Source organism: Formosa sp. F44, assembly GCF_056238645.1.
Genome location: NZ_JBWDLJ010000002.1, coordinates 107,783 through 130,243, shown reverse-complemented (window position 1 = coordinate 130,243; position 22,461 = coordinate 107,783). Strand labels below are relative to the sequence as shown.

The following is a 22,461-nucleotide window of genomic DNA, read 5'->3' as shown; positions in this document are numbered from 1 at the left end:
TTTAAATAGATTCTATTAGAGATTTAGAAATCCTTACCGAAGCAATTTTCGAAGCGATTATCCCTAATACCGATATGGTGAGCATAACTACAATAATATTAGATATTGTAATGGCAACCGGATAGGGTAGGCTTGGTGTAATCATAACCAAAGAAAACGCTTGTTGGATGGCAACAATTATAAGTCCGAGAATTAATCCCGCCATCCCTCCAAAAACAGACATTAAGCTACCTTGGTAGAAAAATATGCGTCTAATGTCTTTAACAGAAGCGCCGAGTTTGTATAGCGTACTTAGCGTTTTTTTCTTGTCTAAAATCATCATTATTATCGAGCCAATTACGTTAAATAATGCGATGATTAAAACTAAGGTAAAGATTAAATAGACGGCTAAATTTTCGGTATTCAGCATTTTATAAAGCGCATCATTTAATTGAATACGATTTTTAATGATAATATTATCCCCTAATATATTTTGTAACAGCGGTTTTACCGCGTCTTCGTCTGCATTAGGACTTAACTTAAACTCTATGGCAGAAAGCTCATGTTTCTCATAACTTAAAAGTTCGCGAGACATTTCTAAATCGGCGTATACATAAGTTTCGTTTAGAGTTTCGTTAATATCGAATAAGCCCACATTAATACACTGTATGGAGTTAAAAGCACTTTTAGTTGAGGTGATTTGGCCTGTTCCAGGTTTAGGAACATAAATAGTAACAGATTTTCCATAATCTAGAACCCCAAGCGATAAATGATTGGAAATTCCCCACCCAGTAACCATTTGGTCGGTGTTAGGTCGTAACCAGCTTCCTTGAATAATTACAGAATCTATGGCGTTTACGCGATTATAGTTTTCATCGACACCTTTTATAAAAGCCGGAAAATTTTTATCGTCGTAGGCTAGGATAACGCGTTCTTCAATAATTTTTGAGTACGAAGCAACCTCTTCCAGGGCCTGTAGTTTTTCAAACTGATTATCGGTAAGAATAAACGATTTTCCTGAAGCAGGAACCGCCTTTAAGTCGGGATCGATTATAGTAGAAAATTGTAGCGAAAAATCCTTCAATCCAGAAAATCCGGAGAGGACAATAAATAATGAAGCCGCACCAAGAATAACACCTACTGCAGCAATTATGGTAATAAAATTAATGGCATTGTTGCTGCTTTTAGAGCGCAAATAGCGTTTCGCAATGTACAGCGGAAAATTCAATTTACGATTTTTTATGATCTCCTAAAAGACCTGGGTCTTTAATAGGGTTGTCTTTTCCTTTTAAAGATTGCTCTATTTGGTCGATGTATTCTAAAGAATCGTCTACAAAGAATTCTAAATTAGGCATTCTGCGTAATTGGTGTTTTGTACGTTGTGCTAATTCGTGTCTAATTAATGGTTTATTAGAACGAATACCGACTAGTAATTCTTTTGCTTTATCGTTTGGAAAAATACTAAGATATACTTTCGCAATAGATAAATCGACAGTTACATTTACTTTAGATACCGAAATTAGTATCCCTTGCATACCGCCTTGCGTTGCTGCACTTTGAAGTACATCTACTAAATCACGTTGTAAAACTGAGCCTATTTTTTTTTGTCTATTACTTTCCATGATGCAAAAATAGTCGATATTTAAAGATTATCTTACTTTTTGATTGTAAAATTTACTTTGTGATTAAAAAGTATAATATTATTAATTCACAATGGTTTAAGGATTGAGCTGTAAATTTAGTACTCTGTAAAGATAATTTTTAAAAAAGTAATTATAAAAACACTTGCAGTATTTTAAAAATAAATGTAATATTGCACTCCAATTTTGAGGTCCTATAGCTCAGTTGGTTAGAGCACCTGACTCATAATCAGGTGGTCCCTGGTTCGAGCCCAGGTGGGACCACGTCAATAATGGCAAGCCTTTCGAGAAATCGAGAGGCTTTTTTGTTTTCATCAGTACAACATATGTACAACAAATTGCTGACCTCACAAATATAGTAAACTTTTCATTCTGTTTCATTTAGCTACTTTTTTAGTATTTTTACTTTTAATAATATTACAGCGACTATGGAAAATACAATTGATACTTCTTTCTTCTTTATTCATCGACAAATTCAAGATTTAAAAAATATTAAACTCCCTAAGAAGTTTTCATACATTATCGCTCCATTACTTCCAGTTAGTTCACTTATTGTTGGCTTAAACTATGCGTTTGATTCATACTGGGTATTTGTTTTAATAATTCCATTAATTCTAACATTTATATTGGGTCGTGCTTCTTATTATTTTTTAAATAGTCAAAATATATTTCTTATATCAAATATTTTGGAACTTTTAAGATTACCTACTATTGCACATAGAACTAATAGTGAGGATGTGTCTCACTTTTTTAGAGGTAAAATTTTTGAGATCAAGTTGAAAGAAGAAATCATTGAAGTGAATATTGAAGAAAAAGAAGTGGATAAAATTTCATTTAGCGAGGCACAATCTAATATGATAACGAAGGCTTTCAACGCTTTATCAAAAAAAATAATTAGTGATGACAACACTTTAAACGATTTTATCCAAGCGATTAAATATTCTGACTTAAAAGAGTTTGAACATATAAATTTAGAACTCGAGTCAAAACATTGCGCAGTTTTTTTACGTAGCTTTTTTATTCCCTATGTACAGCTGTTAACAAATAAGGAGCTCACTTTAAATCAAGCTTCTAAATTATTTAAATACAGAAAAAAGAATAGTTATAGACCTATTAATGCTGATTCTATATCTAAAAAACCTAGACAGTTATCAACTCAATATCAAAGAATAACGTATGAAATTCTATTAGATGAGCTGAAAAAAGTCAGTTAGGTAAATTTAATAGAAAATAAAAGTCGGTTGACCGACAAACCCTCATTTCATTTACTTTCATCTAGCTAGTTTAGCCTCATAATTCTAAAACAAAAATTATGAATAAGGTAAACATTATGCAAGAGATAAGAGATCTCAAAATGATGATTATGAGGGGGAATCACTTCCAAAAACAGATTTTTACTAAAAAAAATCTTATGGATTACACTTCTTTTTCAGAAAGTACAATCCATAAACTTAGTTCCAAAAATTTAATCCCGCATTATAAACCTACTAATGGTGCTTTGTTTTTTGACAGAGAAGAAATCGTCGAATGGATTAGAGAACATAAAGTATATTCCGATGAAGAAGTTTTGTCGAAATTCTCAAAACAGCTAAAAAAATAAAGCGTTCAAAACTCCACTTTTGAACGCTTAAATAATCTTTTATGTAACTCAAAGAGTATATGCAAATATATGCATTATACTCATTCAATATTTATTTATGGAAGAAATAAGCGTATATGATGTATCATCACGTAAGGATTCCGTGTATGATAAAATTCACGAAGAATTAAATAAACATTTCAAAATCAAGTTTAATGAAATTGCATTAGAATTTGAGATTTATGATCAAAACTCAAATGAAAAGCTTGAATTTAATGAGTCGTCCATATTGATTCATCTGAATAGGGAAAAAATAAATGTTACACCTCAAATGTTTAAGACATATTTAAGGTCACATTTTGTTAAACATATTAATCCTATTAAAAAATATTTTGAAAATCTACCGCCTTGGGATGGCAAAAATCACATCAAGCGATATGCAGGGTATGTTAATACAGATGATAATGAATTGTTTTATAAGCAGCTTCTTAAATGGGCTGTCCGTGCTATAAAAACAGTTTATTTTAATGAAGCAATTAATAAACATGTTCTAGTTTTAGAAGGTGGTCAAAGTTTTGGTAAATCTTATTATTTAAACTATTTGTGTCCACCAGAACTCAAAAAGTATTTATATACAAATTTAGGGGTAGGAAAAGATGACCGAATTAAACTTGCTAAAGCATTTCTTATAAATATAGAAGAATTAGATGTAATGGGGAAGTATGATATTAATGCTATTAAGGCACTTATCAGTCAGGTTTCTATAAATGAGCGTTTGCCTTATGGCGATAAATCTACATTGCTTTACAGGATTTGTTCATTTTTAGCTTCAACTAATCGTGCAGAATTTTTATGTGATGACTCTGGATCTGTGAGATGGATAATATTTACTGTTCTTGAAAAGCTTGATTTTTCTTATAGCAAAGAATTTAACATAGATGATTTCTGGTCACAGGCTTATCATATTTTTAAGCACGATAAAGATTTTAAATCTGAATTGACCTCGGAAGAAGTGAGAGTTAATGAAATGAGAAATGAACGGTTTACAATACAAACAGTCGAGAGTGAATATGTTTTAAAATTCTATACTAATAGTGATGACATTGGAGATTTTCGAACTGCAACCGAAATTGTTACAGAGTTACAGGTGATGGGACAGAAATTAAATATCCAAAAAATCGGTTCCGCATTAAAGAAACACGGTTTTAGTAGAGTTAAGCATGCAAAACGCCAAGTTTATGGCTACTTAGCCCAGCCTAAATTTAAAAACTCTCCTTGGGGTTTTACAGATAATGAATAAACTATAAATATACTTACCTAGTTACCTAGTATGATTTAAGTGATTGATTGTTAGTGTTTAGCTTAGGTAGGTAACTTGTTTTTAATAATGTTTTACTTACCTAAATAGGTAGCTTAGGTAGCTTGAAAAAAAGACTACCTAAGTTTTAATTAGCTTATTTGCAATATGTTGTGTTGTTTAGGTAACTAGGTAGACTTAAAATCAAATTAGAGTGAACGATATAGATAATTTAAGAAATATTCCAATGTTTCAAATTTTAAGAAGATTAAATATTGAAGCCATTGAAAGGAAAAAAGAACAATATTGGTTTAAAGCCAAATGGAGAAACGAGAGCACAGCTTCTGTTAAATGTGAAGGTAATCTGTATTATGATTTTGGAGAAGGCTGTGGAGGTAACACAATAGATTTTATTATGAAATATTTTTCTGTAGATTTTGTACAAGCTATCAATTGGCTTCGGGGTGAAGATTTTATTTTTTCTTTTGACCCGCCAATTCCTAAAAAATCTAAACAAACAAACTACTCTATAAAAAAAGTGACTGAATTAAGCAGTCCAACAATATTGAATTCTATAATGGAGAGAAGAATAAATTTAGAATTCGCAAAACGATTTTGTTGTCAAGTACATTATTCTTTTAATAGAGGAAAAGAATTATATAGTCTTGGGTTTATGAATAATTCTGGAGGCTTTGAAGTGAACTTTCCGAAAAAATACTGCTTAGGAAAAAAAGAAATAACCACAATAAGCAATGATTTTAATGTGGTTTCTCTATTCGAATCATGGAGTGATTTTCTTTCTTATTTGACTTTAAAAAAACATATACCCAAAGAAAATTTCATCATTCTGAACTCCACTTCTTTAGTTAAAAAAGTAATTGACCTGTTGAATGATTATTCTATAATAAAACTCTTTTTAGATAATGATGAAGCTGGAAATATTGCAACAAATATTTTAACAGAAAACTTTCAAAACAAAGTTATAGACAATAGAATTCATTATAAGAACTACAATGATTTAAACGATTATTTAATGAAAACTAATACATAATGGACATCTATAAATTATTAAAAAAAATATGTTTTACCAAAGGTGGGTTCGCTCACTGCTTGGTGTTAAGAAATTAAGCAAGTTGAACAGGGGTTTCGTTGCTCTGCACCCCTATTTTCAACTTGCCCTACGGGGTTTAAAAGACTGATATTGTTTAGGTTACATTATGTATAACTAATATAACATATTATAACACTTTTATAAAAAGCACACTAACAGCTTGATTAACAATGTAAAAAAGAATAAAATGAAGAAAAAAAGCATCTTAATTAAAGAATTTCACCATAACGAATTAGTTAAAATTTCTAAGGTTTTTGGTGTTCCATATGGCGATTTAGTTCAATCTATGATCCTCTATTTTAAAAGAACGGGCATTAACCCTGTTGAAGCCATAAACGAAAACCCTGCCGCAATGGTAAAGGCTTTAGATAAGCGAATAGTTTCTTTTCTAAAAGTACAAGAACGGGATATTTTAAAACCATTAAGAACTGATATTTTCGAGTATTCTAAAGAACAAAAATCTCAAAGTAATATTATAAATACAAGAATTAATAGTTCGATTAGATGGAGCGAAGAGACTTCTGTAAAAATAGATCGAATAGATGAAAATAGAACAAATCGCATTACCAACGAACTCAGTAAAATTTATGCTGCTTTTATTAAGCAACAAAAAGCATTAACCGAGATGTCAAAATTGATAGATAAAAAAAACAAATCGGGAATAGTTAATAGGGTTAAAAACTTTTTTGAGTAATGCCAATAAGTAAACCTCATAGCACATTAGGTGCCACAAATACTTCTAGCTGTGTGGATCTAGCATTGTATCTAGAAAAAGAGAACAATGAGCTAGATCGTTTACAACAAAAAGCAATAAATAGCCTCGAAAGAATGGCTATTGAAAAAAGGAAACAATTCTTTTTTACTCACTCAAAAGACAATATTAGCACGAACGAAGTCATTTCAGCTATCGATAGTAATATTAAAAAATTAGGAAAAAAAGATGCTAAGTATTTTGCTCCAACATTAAATTTTAGTCAGCAAGAACTAAAACACATACTGTCAAGAATAACAGATAAAAAAGAAATCAAAAATATATGGGATTTAAATCAAGAGGAATACAAGTTCTTCAATTCTAAAATTAAAGCATATGCCAGAATCGTTATGACTAATTATGCAAAAAACTTTAATAGAGAAGACAAAGGTCTTAAAACAGGAAAGGATCTTGTTTACTATGCTAAGATAGAGCACTTCAGAAAATTTAAAGGTACAGATCCCGAAGTTGTAGAAGGTTTGTTTAAAAACGGAGATTACAAGCCAGGCCTACAAAGTCACGCTCATATCATTGTAGGACGGAAAGATAAAACACAACGTTTAAAATTAACACCTACAACTAAAGAACGTTCAACAACGCGATCCATTGGAGGTAATACATATCATGTTGGTTTTGATAGAATGAATTGGATTAATATGAATGAAAAAAGTTTTGATGAATTTTTCAAATACAAGCGCCCCGAGCGAGAAAAATTCAAGAATCAATACATTTTAAAAAATGGTTCTCCAAAAGAGAAAGAAGCGCTTATGAAAAAAATAGAAAAAACGATAGAAAAACTGACAAAACAATCTGTCATTAAAACTAGAGAACATGACCAAAATAATACTTATAACACACCAAAAAGGAGGGGTCGGTAAAAGTACCCTCGCCTTTAATCTCGCTAAAAATATATCTAACAGAGCTAAGGTTGCTTTAATTGATATGGACTTGCAAGGAAGTTTGTCTCAGTTGAAGGATATCGTTTCAAGTTTTGATATTTTATCCTCTATTGATAATATTGATAAGGTTGTTCAATTTGAATATGATTTTGTATTTATAGATACACCACCGTATTTATCTGATCAATTACCTAAATTAATTAATATGGCCGATTTAATTCTAATTCCGACTAAAGCTGGAGTTTTAGATTTACTAGCTATTAAAAGTACTATAGAGTTGATAGAAAATGAAAATAAAAAGGATCATGCACTTATTGTGTTTAACATGATTAAGGCTAACACAACGCTCACTCTAGACATTCAAATTGAGTTATCTGAGTATAATGTTCCAATTGCAAGAACTCATATTTCAGATCTCGTTTCATTTACGCGTTCTGTTTTGGTTGGTGGAGTAAAGAAGGATAAAAATGCACAACAACAGTTAGATGGTTTAACACAAGATATGTTACAGCGACTTGTATAATTATATAAATATGGATTTATGGAAAAAGATAATATTAGTGATTTGCTAAATAAAGTAAAAGCAAATGAGAATTCTAAAACGATGCAGAAAGTGACACCTGTAAACACAAGAAAGGGTGAAGAAATTCAATTCTCTTTCTATTTATCAAAGCAACTTTTAAAAAAGGTAAAACTAAAGGCTATTAAAGAAGACACTAGCCTAAAAAACATTATGAATAAAGCCTTAGAGCAATATCTTAAAACCTAATAAACTATTAACTATAAAAATTTATCTGTGTATCTTGCAAAAGATTTACAGATGTAAAAAATATTAACATATAAAGCGTTTAGCTTTTGATTTGGTTTTAGAAACTCGCCAGGTTTATAATCCCTCCAATATCAAAACTAAGACGCCCACGTTATGCGTGGGCTGTTCTTATTTGGAGGGAAGGTTTCTGGCGAGACCACTAAGACCAATAAGTTACAGTTCCACGCTTTTTTATTTAACGTAATTATGGAAATAAAAAACATCGAAATCGCCTATTTAAATGAATGTACTAGCATTCAAAAAGACATTGTTGATACCTATTGGAAAATTGATAACTCATTGGAGTTTCAACAAAAGCCTTTGCAGGTTAAAAACCAATTTAATTTAGAACAGTCTGAACTCACCAAAATCATACAGACTTATTCTATTCTTACTTACGACATTGTATGTAGCACTTGTGACAAATTATCTGGAAACAAAGCGACAAGTCAATCTGATTTTAAACAATCTATCGGACGCTATAAACATCGTTATTTTTCCTATAAATGTAATGCATGTGAAGAGGAAGAAATAAAAGCTCTAGCATTGAAAAAAAAGGAGGAGCAAAAAGCACTTGTTCAGAAATATGAGGATGCAATAAATGAACACAGATGGATGGATCTATCTCCATTCTTGAGTGAATTATTACATAACTGTTTATCTACGGATTTTAAAGCACTTAAAAAGGAGTATTGGTCTAAATTAGGTCAATCAAATTTTAAAAAGTTATTTCGAGGCTTATACGATTTAGCTGCCTTGAATTTAATTTTTCTTGTTAGAAATGATTGGAGTGATAGAATAGAGGATTATCAATATTTACCTCGCCTAAAAGAAGAGTTTAAATATTTTTCTCCTACTGCACCTGCTATGGAATCAACTCAAGTTAATGATACAAATAAATTACAGTTTAGGTTAACCAGTAATCCCATTAGTAATCACCCTGACAGTCCAGAATACGCTGGTGGAGTTACTTTTAAAAATAAGATTGTTTTAGAGGCTAATACTGAATACACTTTTGCACTATGGAAAAGAACTGGTAGAGATTTATATTTAACCATGATATCCACAGCGGATATTGCCCCAACTCCTAAGCAAGTTTCGTTATCCAATCACCCAATTTCACTACAAGAAGGAATTCAGGATTTTTTTGAGTCTATAGCTCCACAAGAATAACAACTTAATCTTGAATTCATCTCAATTCAAATCAAACTATTTTATAATCAATCGTTAGCCCTTTCATTTCAATAAAACCTAAACTTATTTGGACTAGAAAGCTAGCAATAAAGAAGAAAAACATGGAAAGTTTTAAGGAAGAGTATTTTAACTTGGAAATGCACTGCGACATTTTTTTTAAAAATGGAGAAAAAATTAAACGTAAAATTACATTAGCATTTTTATTAACAAAATTTTTAAATGAATTATACACGGATTTCAATAATGATTGGGATTATTTTACGGCCTATTATTCTGACACAGGAAATATCTATGGAAAAATGAAAAACACTAAATATATATTTTCTATAAAATCAAGAGAATTAAAAAAAGTAGATTTTGATTGTATAACAGAAGACAACTCACTTATTGACTGTGAATTGTTTTTAAAATCGGAGCCTTCAAACCCCAGGTATTACACTATTAACAAACAGGATTTCATAAATAATTTTGTAAAAGATATGTACGACCTACATGGAGCAGATTGGTCACATTTCACCACCACTTTTAAAGATTCAAGAGATTTGGCTTATGGTACATTTACAAATAATGCTTATTTACGGAAGCATAAAAAACTAAGTTTAAAAGGGCTATATTTAAGGAGATGTCAAATTAATAAAGAAAAATGGGAAAATAAAAAGAATAATCGTACTGAAATTTTCTACGTTCTTGTTTTTAAAAATTCTGATTTTTTAAAAATAGGACAAACATTCAGAGAAATTGAATATAGGTTATATAATTATATTTTTCCAAAATCAGATAAAGAGCTAGAATTGTATGAAGGTAAAATAATAGACTTTGAAAAATCATTCATAATACTTACTAGTAATACAAAAACAGAAATAGATAGTAATCTTAAATGTTCTTTAGAATCAATAATTATAAAGAATTTTGAAAGCTATAGATTCGAAAATAAGAAGTACAAAAACTCAAAAGAGCTACTGAAAACTGAGAGTTTTTCTGAGCTTAAAAATTACTTTGATAGCTCGAGCCATTTAAAAGCAATGTCATTATTTGAATATTCTGGTTTTAAAGATAGTCTAGAACTGAAAGCGTACAACCTAGATAAAGGCTTGGACCCAAACATACTTCGATTCTATACTAGAAAAAGTAAACCAACTATTTATCTTAAGAACAAAAACAAAACATTATAATCCGTTTTGGGGTATTGAATATTGCAAGAGCACAACCCATCCTTTTTATTTGCTACCAAGCCTTCCGTGACGCCTGCCGCTGAGGCGCATTTTAAAAATCAGTTGATTTTTTAATTCAATAAAGAAAAAATCAACTGATTTTTAAAACGGAAAACAGCAAAATCCTTCCGGAGAATTCTATACAAGTAAATATTGCGAGATTAAACATTAATTTATTCTTCTATCTTATTTTTAAACTTGTTTCTATAAACCTAACTGTAATGTATACTTATTCAGTTTTAGGCAGTAAAATTAACCTCATTTAAAGCCAAAAAAGAGCTTTATTTAAATCTATAATCATATACTTCTACATTTATATAATTATAGATTTTTATATTAAAAATTGATTTTAAAATTTAATATCATTATTTTTAAGCCTCCCTCTACTTATAGCAAACTAATTAAAAAAAACCATTATTCAAAACTGGTAAAATTAATGAATACAAACATAAACGTGTCATATTTGGACACAGCATCTACTACTAAAATTGATCAAAGAGTTTTAGATGAAATGCTTCCCTATTTTACAGAATTTTACGGCAATGCTTCTAGTTCTCATAAGTTTGGAGAAATAGCTAAACAAGCAATTGATAGGTCTAGAATACAGGTTGCAAATATTATTAATTGCGATAAAGATGAAATTATATTCACTTCAGGATCAACAGAATCAATCAACCTCGCAATTAAAGGTTATGTTGAATCCAACCAAGATAAAGGAAATCATATTATTACAGTAAAAACAGAGCATAAAGCTGTTTTATCTACATGTGAATATTTAGAAACTAAGGGCTATGAAGTTACTTATTTAGATGTAGACGAAAATGGTTTAATTTCTTTAGAGCAATTACGGAAATCCGTAAAAGAAAATACTTTAATTGTTGTAATTATGTATGTTAACAATGAAACTGGAGTAATTCAGCCAATTAGAGACATCGGGAAACTCTGTAATGATAATAATATTGCTTTTTTCTGTGATGCTACACAAGCTGTCGGCAAGATTAATGTAGATATTGAAGAAGACCAAATTGATATGCTTTGTTTCTCAGGTCACAAACTAAATGGACCAAAAGGAATAGGTGTGCTATATAAAAGAGATGGAATAGAATTGACTCCTCTAATTCATGGAGGCGGACAAGAAGGAGGATTAAGAGGAGGCACATATAACACCCCTTTAATTGTAGGATTGGGTAAAGCGTGTGAAGTTGTCTATGATGGAATGGATGAGAGTATTTCTAAAATTGAATCAATAGTAGATTATTTCATAAGTTCTTTAAAGAACATTACAAATTGTAAAATCATCTCGGAACGAAATTTACGATCATCAAACATTGTAAATATAATTATAGAAAATTTAGATTCTAATGTTTTTATAGGCATGAATAAATCAATAGCATTGAGTAATGGGTCTGCTTGTAATTCTGGATTTATGGATGGTTCACATGTACTTAAGGCAATGAATATAACTAATTACAATAACTATAATAACATAAGAGTATCTATTGATAAATGCTCATCAAAAGCAGATGTCGATGCTCTAATTCAGACATTAAGAAAAACAATTTCAATTTAAAATATGTTAAAAAAAGTTAATTGGGCTGAAGATCGAGATTATAAAACAGGTAGTGAAGATGAACCTTTACAATTTTATTTGAATGCCCTATGTAATAGCAAATCCTTTGATTTGTTGTTAGGTTATTTCAGTTCTTCGGCTATAAATTTATTATCCTTAGGCTTTGCTAGTTTTATATACTCTGGAGGTAAAATGAGGGCTGTAATAAACAATGTTTTATCCGATGAGGATAAAACAGCTATTGAAAATGGTCAAAATAACAAATCATTATCTAGTGTGTATAATCTTAATGATATAAAACAACTACATCAATCATTAAATGAGTATGGTAAGCACTTTTTTGAATGTTTCGCTTGGTTAATTGCTAATGACAAAATTGAGATAAAAATTGTTAAACCGAAAGATGGAAGAGGAATAGCTCATTACAAATCAGGAGTTTTTAGCGATGGAGAAAATGCAGTAAGCTATAAATCATCTTGTAATTTCACATATTATGGTTTTATTGAAAATTTAGAAGAATTAGAATGCAGAATGACATGGGATGATGACAGATCAAAAAGATCTGTCTATAAACAGATTGAATATTTTGAAGAAATATTTTCAGAAAAATCACATAACGTTGAATACTTGAGTATATCTGAAGTTAAGTTAGCAATTAAAAGTGAGTTTGGTGATAGAGATATAGATGAACTTTTAGTTAAGGAGAAAAAATTATTAAAGAATTGTCATAAGGACTTTAACAACCTTAAAACACAACAAGCAATCAATTCTGCAGTTGAAAAAATAGATGAATTTGTTAGACAAGAAAATTTACCTAAATTTCCATTCAAAGAGGGACCACGGAAATATCAACAAAATGCTTATTTAAAATGGATTGATAACAATCGAAAAGGCCTTTTTGCCATGGCTACTGGAACAGGTAAAACATTAACCGCTTTAAACTGTCTCTTAAATGAATACAAAGAAAATGGTTCTTATAAAGCTATTATATTAGTTCCTACATTAGAGCTAGTAGATCAATGGAAAATAGAATGTGGGAAATTTAATTACACTAATATTATTACTGTAAGTAGTAAAGAGAAATGGAAAGACAAACTTTCTTTTTATAATACATTATCAAGACTTAACACCCCTTCATTTATTGTTATTGCAACTTATGCGTCCTTCGTAAAAGAAAAATTTCAAAGCTTTTTTAAAGAACTACCTAAACAGACGATTTTTATTGCAGATGAAGTCCATAATATTGGAGCTCCTAATATCTCCAAATTATTACCTAAAATTCATTTAGAAAAAAGAATTGGACTATCAGCTACGCCAAATAGGATTTATGACGAGACAGGTAATGTTTCCATCGATTCCTTTTTCAACGATCAAGATCCTTACACTTATAGTTTTAGTATGCAAGAAGCGATTGAGAAGGAATATTTATGCAAATACTATTATTACCCACATATTGTATCGCTTACAGAACAAGAGTTTGAGAAGTATAGGGAAATATCCAAAAAACTTGCACAGTTTATAGATCCCGTAACAAAATCATTTAAAAAATGTAAAGAGGTGGAAATTCTTCTTTTAAAAAGAAAGAGAATAATTCATAAAGCAGAGAACAAGCTCCCTAAATTTAAGACAATTGTAAATAATGAGTTCAAAAAAAGAGGCAATCTTAAATACACTTTAATTTATACTCCAGAAGGGGTACTTGAAAATAATGATATTATTATGGAAGATAATTATATCGAAAATGAAGAAGATATTTTTTTAATAGACCAATACACTAAGGCTATCACAGATATTGATTTTTCAATAATGGCTAGGAAATTTACTTCAAAAACAAAAAACAGAAAAAGTGTTATAAATCAATTTTCAGAAAGTGATTTACATGTTTTAACATCTATGAAATGTCTAGATGAAGGTGTTGATGTACCTCGAGCTGAATTAGCTATTTTCTGCGCTAGCACAGGAAATCCTAGACAATTTATACAGCGAAGAGGAAGAGTATTAAGAAAATCCGAAGGAAAACAATTTGCCTATATCCATGATTTAGTTGTGATACCAAAATTTGAAATGGACAAAAACGATGAAACCTTCAATATTGAAAGATCCTTTATTTTAAAAGAAATGAAGAGAGTAGAAAACTTTTTTTCACTGGCAATTAATAAAGCTGAAGTATATGAAAAGCTCTCTGAAATCTGCATGCATTACAACATTAGTCTTTATGATATAAATAATGAAAATTAAAAAAATTTTAAAATGAATAAAAATAAAATTTTTAAAAAATTTGTAAGTCACGAACTTATAAAAGATAAATATCAACTAGAAGAAAGGGATATACCTAACAATGTAACAAGAGCATTAGTTTCAGAAATTCCTATCATAAAAACTATAGCCATATTAGTTGATGAATTGGAAAATAACCAAGGAATTAATGACATTACTCTGTACAACAAAATTAGCATTTACTTAAACAAAAACATTTAGTCATGAGAATTAAACAAGTTGTATTAACAAATTATCAAAGTTATTACGGAAAAAATGTATTTGACTTTGTTGAAGGTGTAAATATCATTCATGGAGCTAATGGTCATGGTAAAACGAAATTTTTTGAAGCTATTGAATGGATCTTCGATGATTATGAATCTAACTTAGAAGGACTTATTAGTCAAAAAGCAGTACATAACGAAATTAAAGAAGGTATAGATGTTCAAGTTTCTGTGAGAATGACTGTAAGTCAAGGCAATGAGATAAAAACTATTGAAAAATCATTTATAGCCCATAAAAACAATGAAAGTATAAGCATCTCTAAGCCTAGTTTAATTGGAATAAGAGAAGAAGAAACAGGTGAAAGATATCAAGTAGGTTTTCCAAAAGAGCTGAGAAGTGAAATATTTGATGAGCGTATTAGGAGATATAGTATGTTTAAAGGAGAAACGGATTTAAAAGTATTTGAAAGCAAAGATGCCCTTTCTACGCTTATAGAAATGTTTTCTGATGCTACTTACCTAAAGAATTACATACCTAAAGCTGAATATTTCGTAGGGCGTGCAGAGAATGCGGTAACTGCAGCAGGAAAAAAAAATGCAAGAGAAGAAAAACAATATGCTATTCTAAGTGAGGAAATTATAAATCTTAGAAGAGAAATATCTGATAAGGAAAAAGAAAGAAATCAGCATGAGATAAATATTGATAAAATACAATCCTCAATTCTAAAATATGAGAATATAATTGAGAATGCCGAGTCATACCAAACACTTTCTGAAAGAATTAGAATAAAAGAGGAAGAAATAAGCAAACTACAAGTTCGCGTTCGAGAATGTGAAAACTACACACAGGATTTATTTGACAAAAACTGGATATTAGTAAATTATAAACCTGTATTTGAAGAATACAAAACCAAAATTGCTAATGTATCTAAAACTAAAAGAAAGTTAGAAAATGAGTTTCAACAAAAAATAGGTGAAAAGAAAGCTATAGAAAATCTAAAAAACGGGATCATACCTTTACCGATAGGAGCACCTACTCGATCTCACATGGAAGAAATGATAGAAGCTGAACTATGTAAAGTATGCAATAGAGAAGCTCCTAAGGGATCAGAAGCTTATGAATTCATGAACAATAGACTTCAAGAATATATTGAGGCTGTGGAAAAAGATATGTTTGAAAAAAAGCAACTTTTCAAACATAATTATATTAATTCTCTAACCAAAATATCAGACTCCAATGATGAAAATATTTCCAATCTTATTAAAATGGAGTCTAAAATATCTGAAAATTTTGAATTTGTAGAAAGTAGAAAAGCAGATATTAATAAAAAAATAGAGGAGAGAGAAAAAGATGAAGCTGAAAGAGCTAAAGTAATTGGTGGTTCAAAAATAGATGTAGGAAGTGCTGCTACAATTTTGAGAGATTTCAAAGGCTTAAACACCAATATAAAAGACGAAAACACAAGCTTGAGAAGTTTAACTAACATTATAAATTCTAAAAAAGAAAAGCTAGCCGATTTTCAAAATCAAAAAAACAACTTAGATATAGCAAATGTTGCAGGTTACTTGATGAAAACTCAAGAACTTTTAAATGATGTTTTAACAATTACTGTTGAAACTACAGAAAAAGAATTCAACAACTTAGTAATTGATTTAGAAAAACAAGCTAATGAAATTTTTCAATCGACTAATGAAGGAGCATATACAGGGAAAATAAAATTATACAAATCAAAAAGGGGAAATCAAAACCAAGTTGAGTTTAAAGTTTTAGACAATTTTAATAACCCTTTTGCTCTAAATGGTGCTCAAGAGGTACTTGCTCACACTTCTTTACTATTAGCAATTTCCAAAATGGTAAAGAATGAAGCTAACGAAAGTTACCCTCTAATTTTGGACGCCCCACTTTCGACCTTTGACAGCAACAAATACCCAGCTTTCTTTAATTCCTTTAAAGAAAACACAGATCAATGTATAATACTTGTTAAAGACTTCATTAAAGAAGATGAAAATAAAAAAATCAGTATTGACAGTAGTTTTTATCAAGCCGATATTGTAAAAGATAAATCATTATGGGTTAAGCTTGACGAAAACTCTATTGAAAACCAAATTGAAACCACTAACTCTGTTGTAATAGAATTATAAATTATGGATAAATTATTCGACGAGTGGAAAAAATCCACGCCAAAATATGATAAAAATCTAGAGCACCTTTTTAAGTCATTAACCAGAAAAGGAGGAGGAGCGGAAACCGATAGAGAAGATAAAGGAAAAATATTCAGTAACAATTACGAGTTGTACATCTATGCATTTTTCTTAGGGTTATATAATAATAAATATGAAGAATTACCAGAAACTGCAGAATTAAAAGATTTCAGTCATGCTATACAGTATTGGGGAAGCACAAAGAGCGCTCTAAGAAATGATTTTACCAACATACAAGAGTATCTTTTCATGGCTGTAATTGCAAAAACTGAAGGCATTGAAGATGATTTGATAGAGCTCGACAAAGGGAAAAAAACAGTCGAAGCTATTAAGAAACGTTTACATGTTACTATGCAAAACTATACAAACGGAGGCTTACTTCTTTTGGAGAAAAAAATACAAGAGGAAAAATTAGATATAACTATAGGAACAAGCATGCTTGATCTTATTCTGCAGTCTAAACAGGAGACAGAAAACATATTGAGTGAAGCCTAGCATTAATAGTCATGGACTAACCTTAAAATAGGTTGGTCCATTTTTTATTTTCAAATAAATCCAATAATTCGAAACAATAATGGACATTGATGAGTTTGTAGACAACTTAAAAAGAGATAAAGCACGAGGAGAACTAGCTCCACATCAAATTATTTTATTACTTTCTTTACATAAGTTATATTTAGAAAATAAATCTAATGTAATTGAAACAGACGATTTAATGGATGCTTTTAATGTGACCTGGAAAGAACATCAAAATAGTTTTAAAACTAAAAACAATAATATAGGAATGCCTTTAAAAGCATTTGTGAATAGAGGGTATTTAGAAATTGATATAAATGAAGAAATCAATGATTTTAGGAGTAAAACAGAGTTAATAACTAAAGTAATTCAAATCAAAATTAATCAAGTTTTATTGGAGCTATTTAAAGATATTGAGTTATCTAATTATTTAAAAATGAGAATAAATACCTAGAACCACCTATGATTTTAGTTAATAAGATCATTAAGTTTTAAAATTTTAACCTTTCCAATATCTGCACTTACTTTTTTTATTTTTATTAGTAGACTATCTTCTTTTTGGTTATTATCTAACTCAAAAACAGAAAAATATTCCTGAAGGATATTTAAAATATCATTGCATTTTGATTTTTTACCAACAAAAAAATTATAATACTCCATTATTTCGTTAAATTCATAAATATCAAGTTGGCGAATTAATTCGTTTAATTTTAATGCTATTTCTTTTTTAGATTTTAAAAATTGAGCATCAATTTTTTCACTTCTGAATTTTTGTAATTTCTTTTTTAATAAAACTACTTCAGTTGCATATTGAGAATAAAGCTCATTCAATTTATTTTTTAATTGATCATCTGTAAAATTTTCATCTAACCAATAAAGTAATATTATAAAATCAACTGAATCCCTGATTTGTCCTATCTGTTGATCATGAAAAAAATCAGCAAAATCATTTTTTGCAGGATAGTCATCTGTGTAAAATGATACATTTTTAAAATTATTTCTACTTAAGAATAATGCCTGTCCTGTTGAATATAATTCACCATTTTTTCTTTTCGTGTAATTAGTTAGACTCTTTATTCTATCAAAATAATCATCTCCTAAATCATCTAATAAATCCTGATTATTATTCTTCTTACCCCGATAAAAGGTTAGCTTTTGTTCAATTTCTTTTTTAATTTCTTCTCGTTTAGCTTTGTCAATATGATTAGAGCCTAATTCTCTCCATGGCTTTACATATACATTGTTCCGTATCTCGGTAAAAACTGAATCATTTATATAAACATCTAACTTTTTGATTTTTTTTAATAAAAAGTCATTATCATCAATGTGAATAAGATTAATCACAGTACAAGCATCTAATAAGCAACAAATACTATTCATTCGTTAATTCTTATCCCATAAAATTTCAGATTTATATTCCTCAAAGACTTCCATATTAATTGGACACTTTCCGTCCATATCTGAAAGCTCTAATAACAAAGATAAAGACTCGTTAAATCTTCTAAGCGAAACATTACCTTGATCGCTAATTAGTGTATCTATAACACTTTCATCAAAAGGAAAATATAAATTATCAGCAGAACCTACTCTAAAATGCTTTAACAATTCCTTTAAATACTCCTTAAAATCATTAGAACTCGGAAGATCAAAACTTATTTTTTCCTTTATTCTCGATTTAACACTTTCATAAACATAAGAACCTAAATCCTCTTCAGTCATTAATGCCGATAATGTTAAATTTAAAAAAAGCAATAAGTTATTTGGAGTATTATCCAATAGCTCTCTAACGAAACTATTAATTTTATCAATACTAGAGTTATTTAGAACCATTATATCCTCAAATTCATCTATCCAAATTATAATACATGAGTATTTCTTTTTATCGTAAGTTAAACATGAAAATAATCCTGCTAGTACTGCGGAATAATCATTATCTTCTTTCAAAGATCGTAAAATCCCATACTCATTTAGGCTTTTTAAATCCGTAGCATTCATATTCCCATATAGATATTTCTTTATATTTAGATGACCTACTTCTGTATTAAACAATGCTTTTAATACATTCTGAATATGAATATTAGATCCTATTGAATCAATATAGGATTTAATGTCACCTGATATATCATGAAATTTAGTTCTTACCTCTTCTATATTTAATTTGTCAATAACAGACATGTATATACTATAAATAGGATCTTTACCTTTTGGAAGAGAAATTACCATTGAATAAGGTATAGGTCTTCCTGCCTTATCTCCTATAGTTTTCAGTTCTTCTTTTTTGTTAAAAAATCTGGCGGCATGAGTTTTACCGCTACCATACTCTCCCCAATTTAATACTAGAGTAGAATTAGGTATTCTAATACTTCTTTCTATTCTTTTTTCAAATTTTGTCTTAACATCGTTGAATCCAGCCCATACCAATTCATCTGGATTAATAGATGGTGTTAATCTGAATGGATTAGTTGTTAATTTATAAGTGTCTTTAAAATCTGCCATATTACTTCTTTAATTGGATATAACCATCCCTATATTGCTCTTGATACTTAAATATAAATATATCTTGATCTTTTTCTGACAATTTGTTTAAAATAAACTGATATCCGACTTTTATATCATCATTCAAATATAGCATATATTTAGTGTAATTCGCTGCTTGTGAAAAAGTAACTCTATTCGGTGCAAGGGTTTTAAATAATCCAAAACTCTGTTTAATGTATCCGTACATTTTATCCAAAATGAATTCAGCATCAATAGGGCTATTGGTTTCTGAATTATTGTAACAATCATCAAAAATATGAACCATAAATCTATCAAGAAAAGAATCGGGTGATATTACTTTTTTAGTATTTATGTCGTTCCATATAGATATATTTTCGAATAGTTTATCGCCTATCTTAGTTATTTCTACATTATTTTTCCTGTCTAATTTGATTAAGTTTAAATCTAACATCCAATTTAGTCTAGGCATTATCACATGTTCTAAATATTTCTCTGGTTTCTCCCAGTTCAAAATTCTTTTCAAAACCGTATTAATTTCATTTGAAACCTTTCTATTCCTGTTAAAACTATTAAATTCTTTTAATTGATTTATAAGTTTATCTTTATAGACGCTTATTATATCAATATAAGATGTTCTTTCATTGATATAAATAACTTCTAATAAATTACTAAAGTAGAAATAATCATATTTCAATATATTTTCTAAAAAAAATATCTTATCAAAATCACTTAATGAGAACACATTTGAGTTTTTGGGCAATTCAGAATGAAGCACTTGGTAAACTTTAAGTTGCTTACCACTAGAATAAAAATTGTTTATTTTATTTATGAAATCGAAATTTACTGCCGTATCTATGTATGGCTTAGCAGAAATACCTGTTTTTGTTACTTTTATTAAACCTTTTGAATTTTCATTAACAGTTAATTCTTGAGTAAAATTCACACTAAAAACCTCAAATTTTCTATTGATTGTTACTGCCGTTACTTTTTTATTTTCTATAAATGATGATACTAACTTAAAATACCCTAACCTTCTAACTTTTGTATTAGTTGACATAATCCTTAGTTCATTTGAATCTGGTATTTCTTTTTTCAAAACAAAGAATTCCCTATAAAATTTTGGGTTTTCCGAATCATCAAACTCATTAAAAACAGATAGATATTCTAAAAATTCTTTATTTAAAATGTAATTTTCATTAAATTTAATAGTGTAAAAATATCGTTCAAAACCACATAACTCATCACCATAATCAATATATAATTTATACGAATCTATAGAATCCGAAAAGGCTTTATTTATTGTTCTAATTAAAAAATACATTCTTTTGGATAATGAAAAATATTCATTACCAAATTCTCGATCTTCAATGTTTTCATAATCTATTATTTCAATACTAAATATACTTATAGCATTAACGATTATAATTCTAATAAAATCTTCATCAATTAAATGAAAAGATATATCGTCGATAAATGGCAATAAAGTGTCTTCAACACCCATTTTTATAGTATAACGAGAAAGTTCAAAATATAAATAACCTTCATTGTAATATGACTGGTCAGATTTATCAAGTAAAAGAAATAATGAATTCATATTTTATATAAAACAACTAGCACAACCTTCACCTTCAGCTTCTAATATCTCATCCTGCCAAGACTGTCCGGTTCTTGATTTTTTCTTTTGTCTATTCATTCTTAAATAGTGTTCTTTTTTAATAGATGCTACACGTTCGGGTTTTTCTAAGTCCTCTAGACGTTCCGCCATCCAGCTATAACCTTCTTTTTCGTATTCAATAGCTTTAACGTATAATTCAGGATGCTGTTCTAGTAACCAAACCCACTCTATCTTTTGTTGATAGAAACAAAAAAAACAACCAGATCTACTTCTAGAATAGGTTCCTGTTTTAATTTCACCATCAATTTCAACTTGATATTCAATTGGCTTGTAATATGCAGGCACACCTACTCCAGATTCTACTAAAATTTGAAATACATCGTCTAGACCAATAATTTCATCATTATCTATTAAAGGAAACTCATCCAACTTACCAATTGGGTAGTCGGTTGTTTTAAGGAATTCGAAAACTACTTTGTTAAACAGTTTTAAGTCTACATCCATTAAAGCATTTAGCTTTTGAGTTTGTGTAAACTTAGGAGAAATAGGTTGCTCAACATACTGCAAAGCATTATGTAGCACATTATTATTTGCGTATTCCTTGTAATATGCTTTTACCATTTCGATATTAGAATTGATTAAAAGCTTTTTTATAACATCTTCACTCCAGATGTTTTTTCTAAAAGGAAAAATAGTTTGAATATTTTCTTTCTTGGATATATACCCTTCCCTGTTTTCGTCCCCTCTAATCCCAACATAAGAAATAGTTGGCTCATCACTTACATAAGCTTCAAAAGGCTGTAATTTCATCTTATTAGTACACCATCTTGCCGTTGCAGAAGGTAAATAACCACCATACATCGCTAAGAAATGATCGAAGGGATTTTTCATAGGAGAATTATCTTCATCCATAGATTTATATAATTCTATATCTCTTCCTAAAACAGAATTAAGTCTCCCTATTAAATCATAAGTTTCTTTTAATTCTTTTCCTGTATCACAGGTATAGTATTCTATATCTAGTTCAGGATATTTCTGGCTCATATAAATAGATAACGCAGCACTATCCTTACCTCCTGAAATACCCAATAAATGTTTTACTTTCGCCAT

General features: G+C 29.3%; 22 protein-coding genes and 1 tRNA gene. 17 read left to right on the top strand and 6 right to left on the bottom strand.

Going from position 1 to position 22,461, the window contains the following annotated elements:
- Position 1: 1 nt before the first annotated feature.
- On the bottom strand, positions 2 to 1,207 hold the full coding sequence (locus AC0UBM_RS05530) for an ABC transporter permease (RefSeq protein WP_475687981.1): 1,206 nt from the start codon (positions 1,205 to 1,207) through the stop codon (positions 2 to 4).
- A 1-nt stretch (position 1,208) separates the two neighbouring features.
- A complete protein-coding gene (gene rbfA / locus AC0UBM_RS05525) occupies positions 1,209 to 1,601 on the bottom strand; it encodes a 30S ribosome-binding factor RbfA (RefSeq protein WP_382381038.1) in 393 nt (130 codons plus the stop codon).
- Positions 1,602 to 1,809: 208 nt separating this feature from the next.
- On the opposite strand from rbfA, the gene AC0UBM_RS05520 reads away from it, so the two are divergent.
- The 17 genes from AC0UBM_RS05520 to AC0UBM_RS05440 all read left to right on the top strand — a co-directional run bounded on the left by AC0UBM_RS05520 (position 1,810) and on the right by AC0UBM_RS05440 (position 17,691).
- Positions 1,810 to 1,883 (top strand) — tRNA-Ile (locus tag AC0UBM_RS05520).
- A gap of 164 nt (positions 1,884 to 2,047) precedes the next feature.
- Positions 2,048 to 2,833 (top strand): hypothetical protein, encoded by a 786-nt coding sequence (locus AC0UBM_RS05515; protein ID WP_057781566.1) that lies wholly within the window; start codon positions 2,048 to 2,050, stop codon positions 2,831 to 2,833.
- Positions 2,834 to 2,931: 98 nt separating this feature from the next.
- Positions 2,932 to 3,219, top strand: a complete 288-nt coding sequence (locus tag AC0UBM_RS05510) for a helix-turn-helix transcriptional regulator (RefSeq protein WP_057781565.1) — start codon at positions 2,932 to 2,934, stop codon at positions 3,217 to 3,219.
- Positions 3,220 to 3,316: 97 nt separating this feature from the next.
- Entirely contained in the window at positions 3,317 to 4,498 is a 1,182-nt protein-coding gene (locus AC0UBM_RS05505; RefSeq protein ID WP_057781564.1) for a VapE domain-containing protein, read from the top strand.
- 211 nt (positions 4,499 to 4,709) lie between these two features.
- Positions 4,710 to 5,546 carry a toprim domain-containing protein gene (locus tag AC0UBM_RS05500; protein WP_475687980.1) on the top strand — a complete coding sequence of 279 codons (837 nt, stop codon included), beginning with the start codon at positions 4,710 to 4,712 and terminating at the stop codon, positions 5,544 to 5,546.
- Positions 5,547 to 5,793: 247 nt separating this feature from the next.
- On the top strand, positions 5,794 to 6,300 hold the full coding sequence (locus AC0UBM_RS05495) for a BfmA/BtgA family mobilization protein (protein ID WP_057781562.1): 507 nt from the start codon (positions 5,794 to 5,796) through the stop codon (positions 6,298 to 6,300).
- Positions 6,300 to 7,235: a DUF5712 family protein gene (locus AC0UBM_RS05490; protein WP_475687979.1), complete on the top strand. Its 936-nt coding sequence runs from the start codon at positions 6,300 to 6,302 to the stop codon at positions 7,233 to 7,235. The genes AC0UBM_RS05495 and AC0UBM_RS05490 overlap by 1 nt, the downstream gene beginning before the upstream one ends.
- A complete protein-coding gene (locus AC0UBM_RS05485; RefSeq protein WP_057781560.1) occupies positions 7,189 to 7,779 on the top strand; it encodes a ParA family protein in 591 nt (196 codons plus the stop codon). The genes AC0UBM_RS05490 and AC0UBM_RS05485 overlap by 47 nt, the downstream gene beginning before the upstream one ends.
- Before the next feature lie 18 nt (positions 7,780 to 7,797).
- Positions 7,798 to 8,025, top strand: coding sequence for a hypothetical protein (locus tag AC0UBM_RS05480; protein ID WP_057781559.1), 228 nt, complete (start codon positions 7,798 to 7,800; stop codon positions 8,023 to 8,025).
- Positions 8,026 to 8,271: 246 nt separating this feature from the next.
- Positions 8,272 to 9,237 carry a hypothetical protein gene (locus AC0UBM_RS05475; protein WP_475687978.1) on the top strand — a complete coding sequence of 322 codons (966 nt, stop codon included), beginning with the start codon at positions 8,272 to 8,274 and terminating at the stop codon, positions 9,235 to 9,237.
- Positions 9,238 to 9,359: 122 nt separating this feature from the next.
- Positions 9,360 to 10,430, top strand: a complete 1,071-nt coding sequence (locus tag AC0UBM_RS05470; protein WP_475687977.1) for a hypothetical protein — start codon at positions 9,360 to 9,362, stop codon at positions 10,428 to 10,430.
- Between the two features lie 493 nt (positions 10,431 to 10,923).
- Positions 10,924 to 12,039 (top strand): cysteine desulfurase family protein, encoded by a 1,116-nt coding sequence (locus AC0UBM_RS05465; RefSeq protein ID WP_475688508.1) that lies wholly within the window; start codon positions 10,924 to 10,926, stop codon positions 12,037 to 12,039.
- Between the two features lie 3 nt (positions 12,040 to 12,042).
- Complete coding sequence (locus tag AC0UBM_RS05460; RefSeq protein WP_475687976.1) at positions 12,043 to 14,277, top strand: DEAD/DEAH box helicase family protein; 2,235 nt, start codon at positions 12,043 to 12,045, stop codon at positions 14,275 to 14,277.
- Positions 14,278 to 14,289: 12 nt separating this feature from the next.
- A complete protein-coding gene (locus AC0UBM_RS05455; RefSeq protein ID WP_057781555.1) occupies positions 14,290 to 14,517 on the top strand; it encodes a hypothetical protein in 228 nt (75 codons plus the stop codon).
- A gap of 2 nt (positions 14,518 to 14,519) precedes the next feature.
- The gene (locus AC0UBM_RS05450; RefSeq protein WP_475687975.1) at positions 14,520 to 16,661 is read left to right on the top strand and encodes an AAA family ATPase; all 2,142 of its coding nucleotides are present in this window, start codon (positions 14,520 to 14,522) and stop codon (positions 16,659 to 16,661) included.
- A gap of 3 nt (positions 16,662 to 16,664) precedes the next feature.
- Positions 16,665 to 17,216 carry a hypothetical protein gene (locus AC0UBM_RS05445; protein WP_475687974.1) on the top strand — a complete coding sequence of 184 codons (552 nt, stop codon included), beginning with the start codon at positions 16,665 to 16,667 and terminating at the stop codon, positions 17,214 to 17,216.
- Positions 17,217 to 17,295: 79 nt separating this feature from the next.
- Positions 17,296 to 17,691, top strand: a complete 396-nt coding sequence (locus AC0UBM_RS05440) for a hypothetical protein (protein WP_057781552.1) — start codon at positions 17,296 to 17,298, stop codon at positions 17,689 to 17,691.
- A 14-nt stretch (positions 17,692 to 17,705) separates the two neighbouring features.
- Here the strand turns inward: AC0UBM_RS05440 and AC0UBM_RS05435 are convergent, their stop codons facing one another.
- From AC0UBM_RS05435 to AC0UBM_RS05420, 4 genes are read right to left on the bottom strand one after another with little or no spacing between them, the layout of a single operon-like run.
- Positions 17,706 to 18,617 carry a hypothetical protein gene (locus AC0UBM_RS05435; protein ID WP_209542055.1) on the bottom strand — a complete coding sequence of 304 codons (912 nt, stop codon included), beginning with the start codon at positions 18,615 to 18,617 and terminating at the stop codon, positions 17,706 to 17,708.
- A 3-nt stretch (positions 18,618 to 18,620) separates the two neighbouring features.
- Entirely contained in the window at positions 18,621 to 19,733 is a 1,113-nt protein-coding gene (locus AC0UBM_RS05430) for a hypothetical protein (RefSeq protein WP_057781550.1), read from the bottom strand.
- 1 nt (position 19,734) lies between these two features.
- Positions 19,735 to 21,330: a hypothetical protein gene (locus AC0UBM_RS05425; RefSeq protein ID WP_475687973.1), complete on the bottom strand. Its 1,596-nt coding sequence runs from the start codon at positions 21,328 to 21,330 to the stop codon at positions 19,735 to 19,737.
- A gap of 3 nt (positions 21,331 to 21,333) precedes the next feature.
- Positions 21,334 to 22,461: a phosphoadenosine phosphosulfate reductase domain-containing protein gene (locus tag AC0UBM_RS05420; RefSeq protein ID WP_475687972.1), complete on the bottom strand. Its 1,128-nt coding sequence runs from the start codon at positions 22,459 to 22,461 to the stop codon at positions 21,334 to 21,336.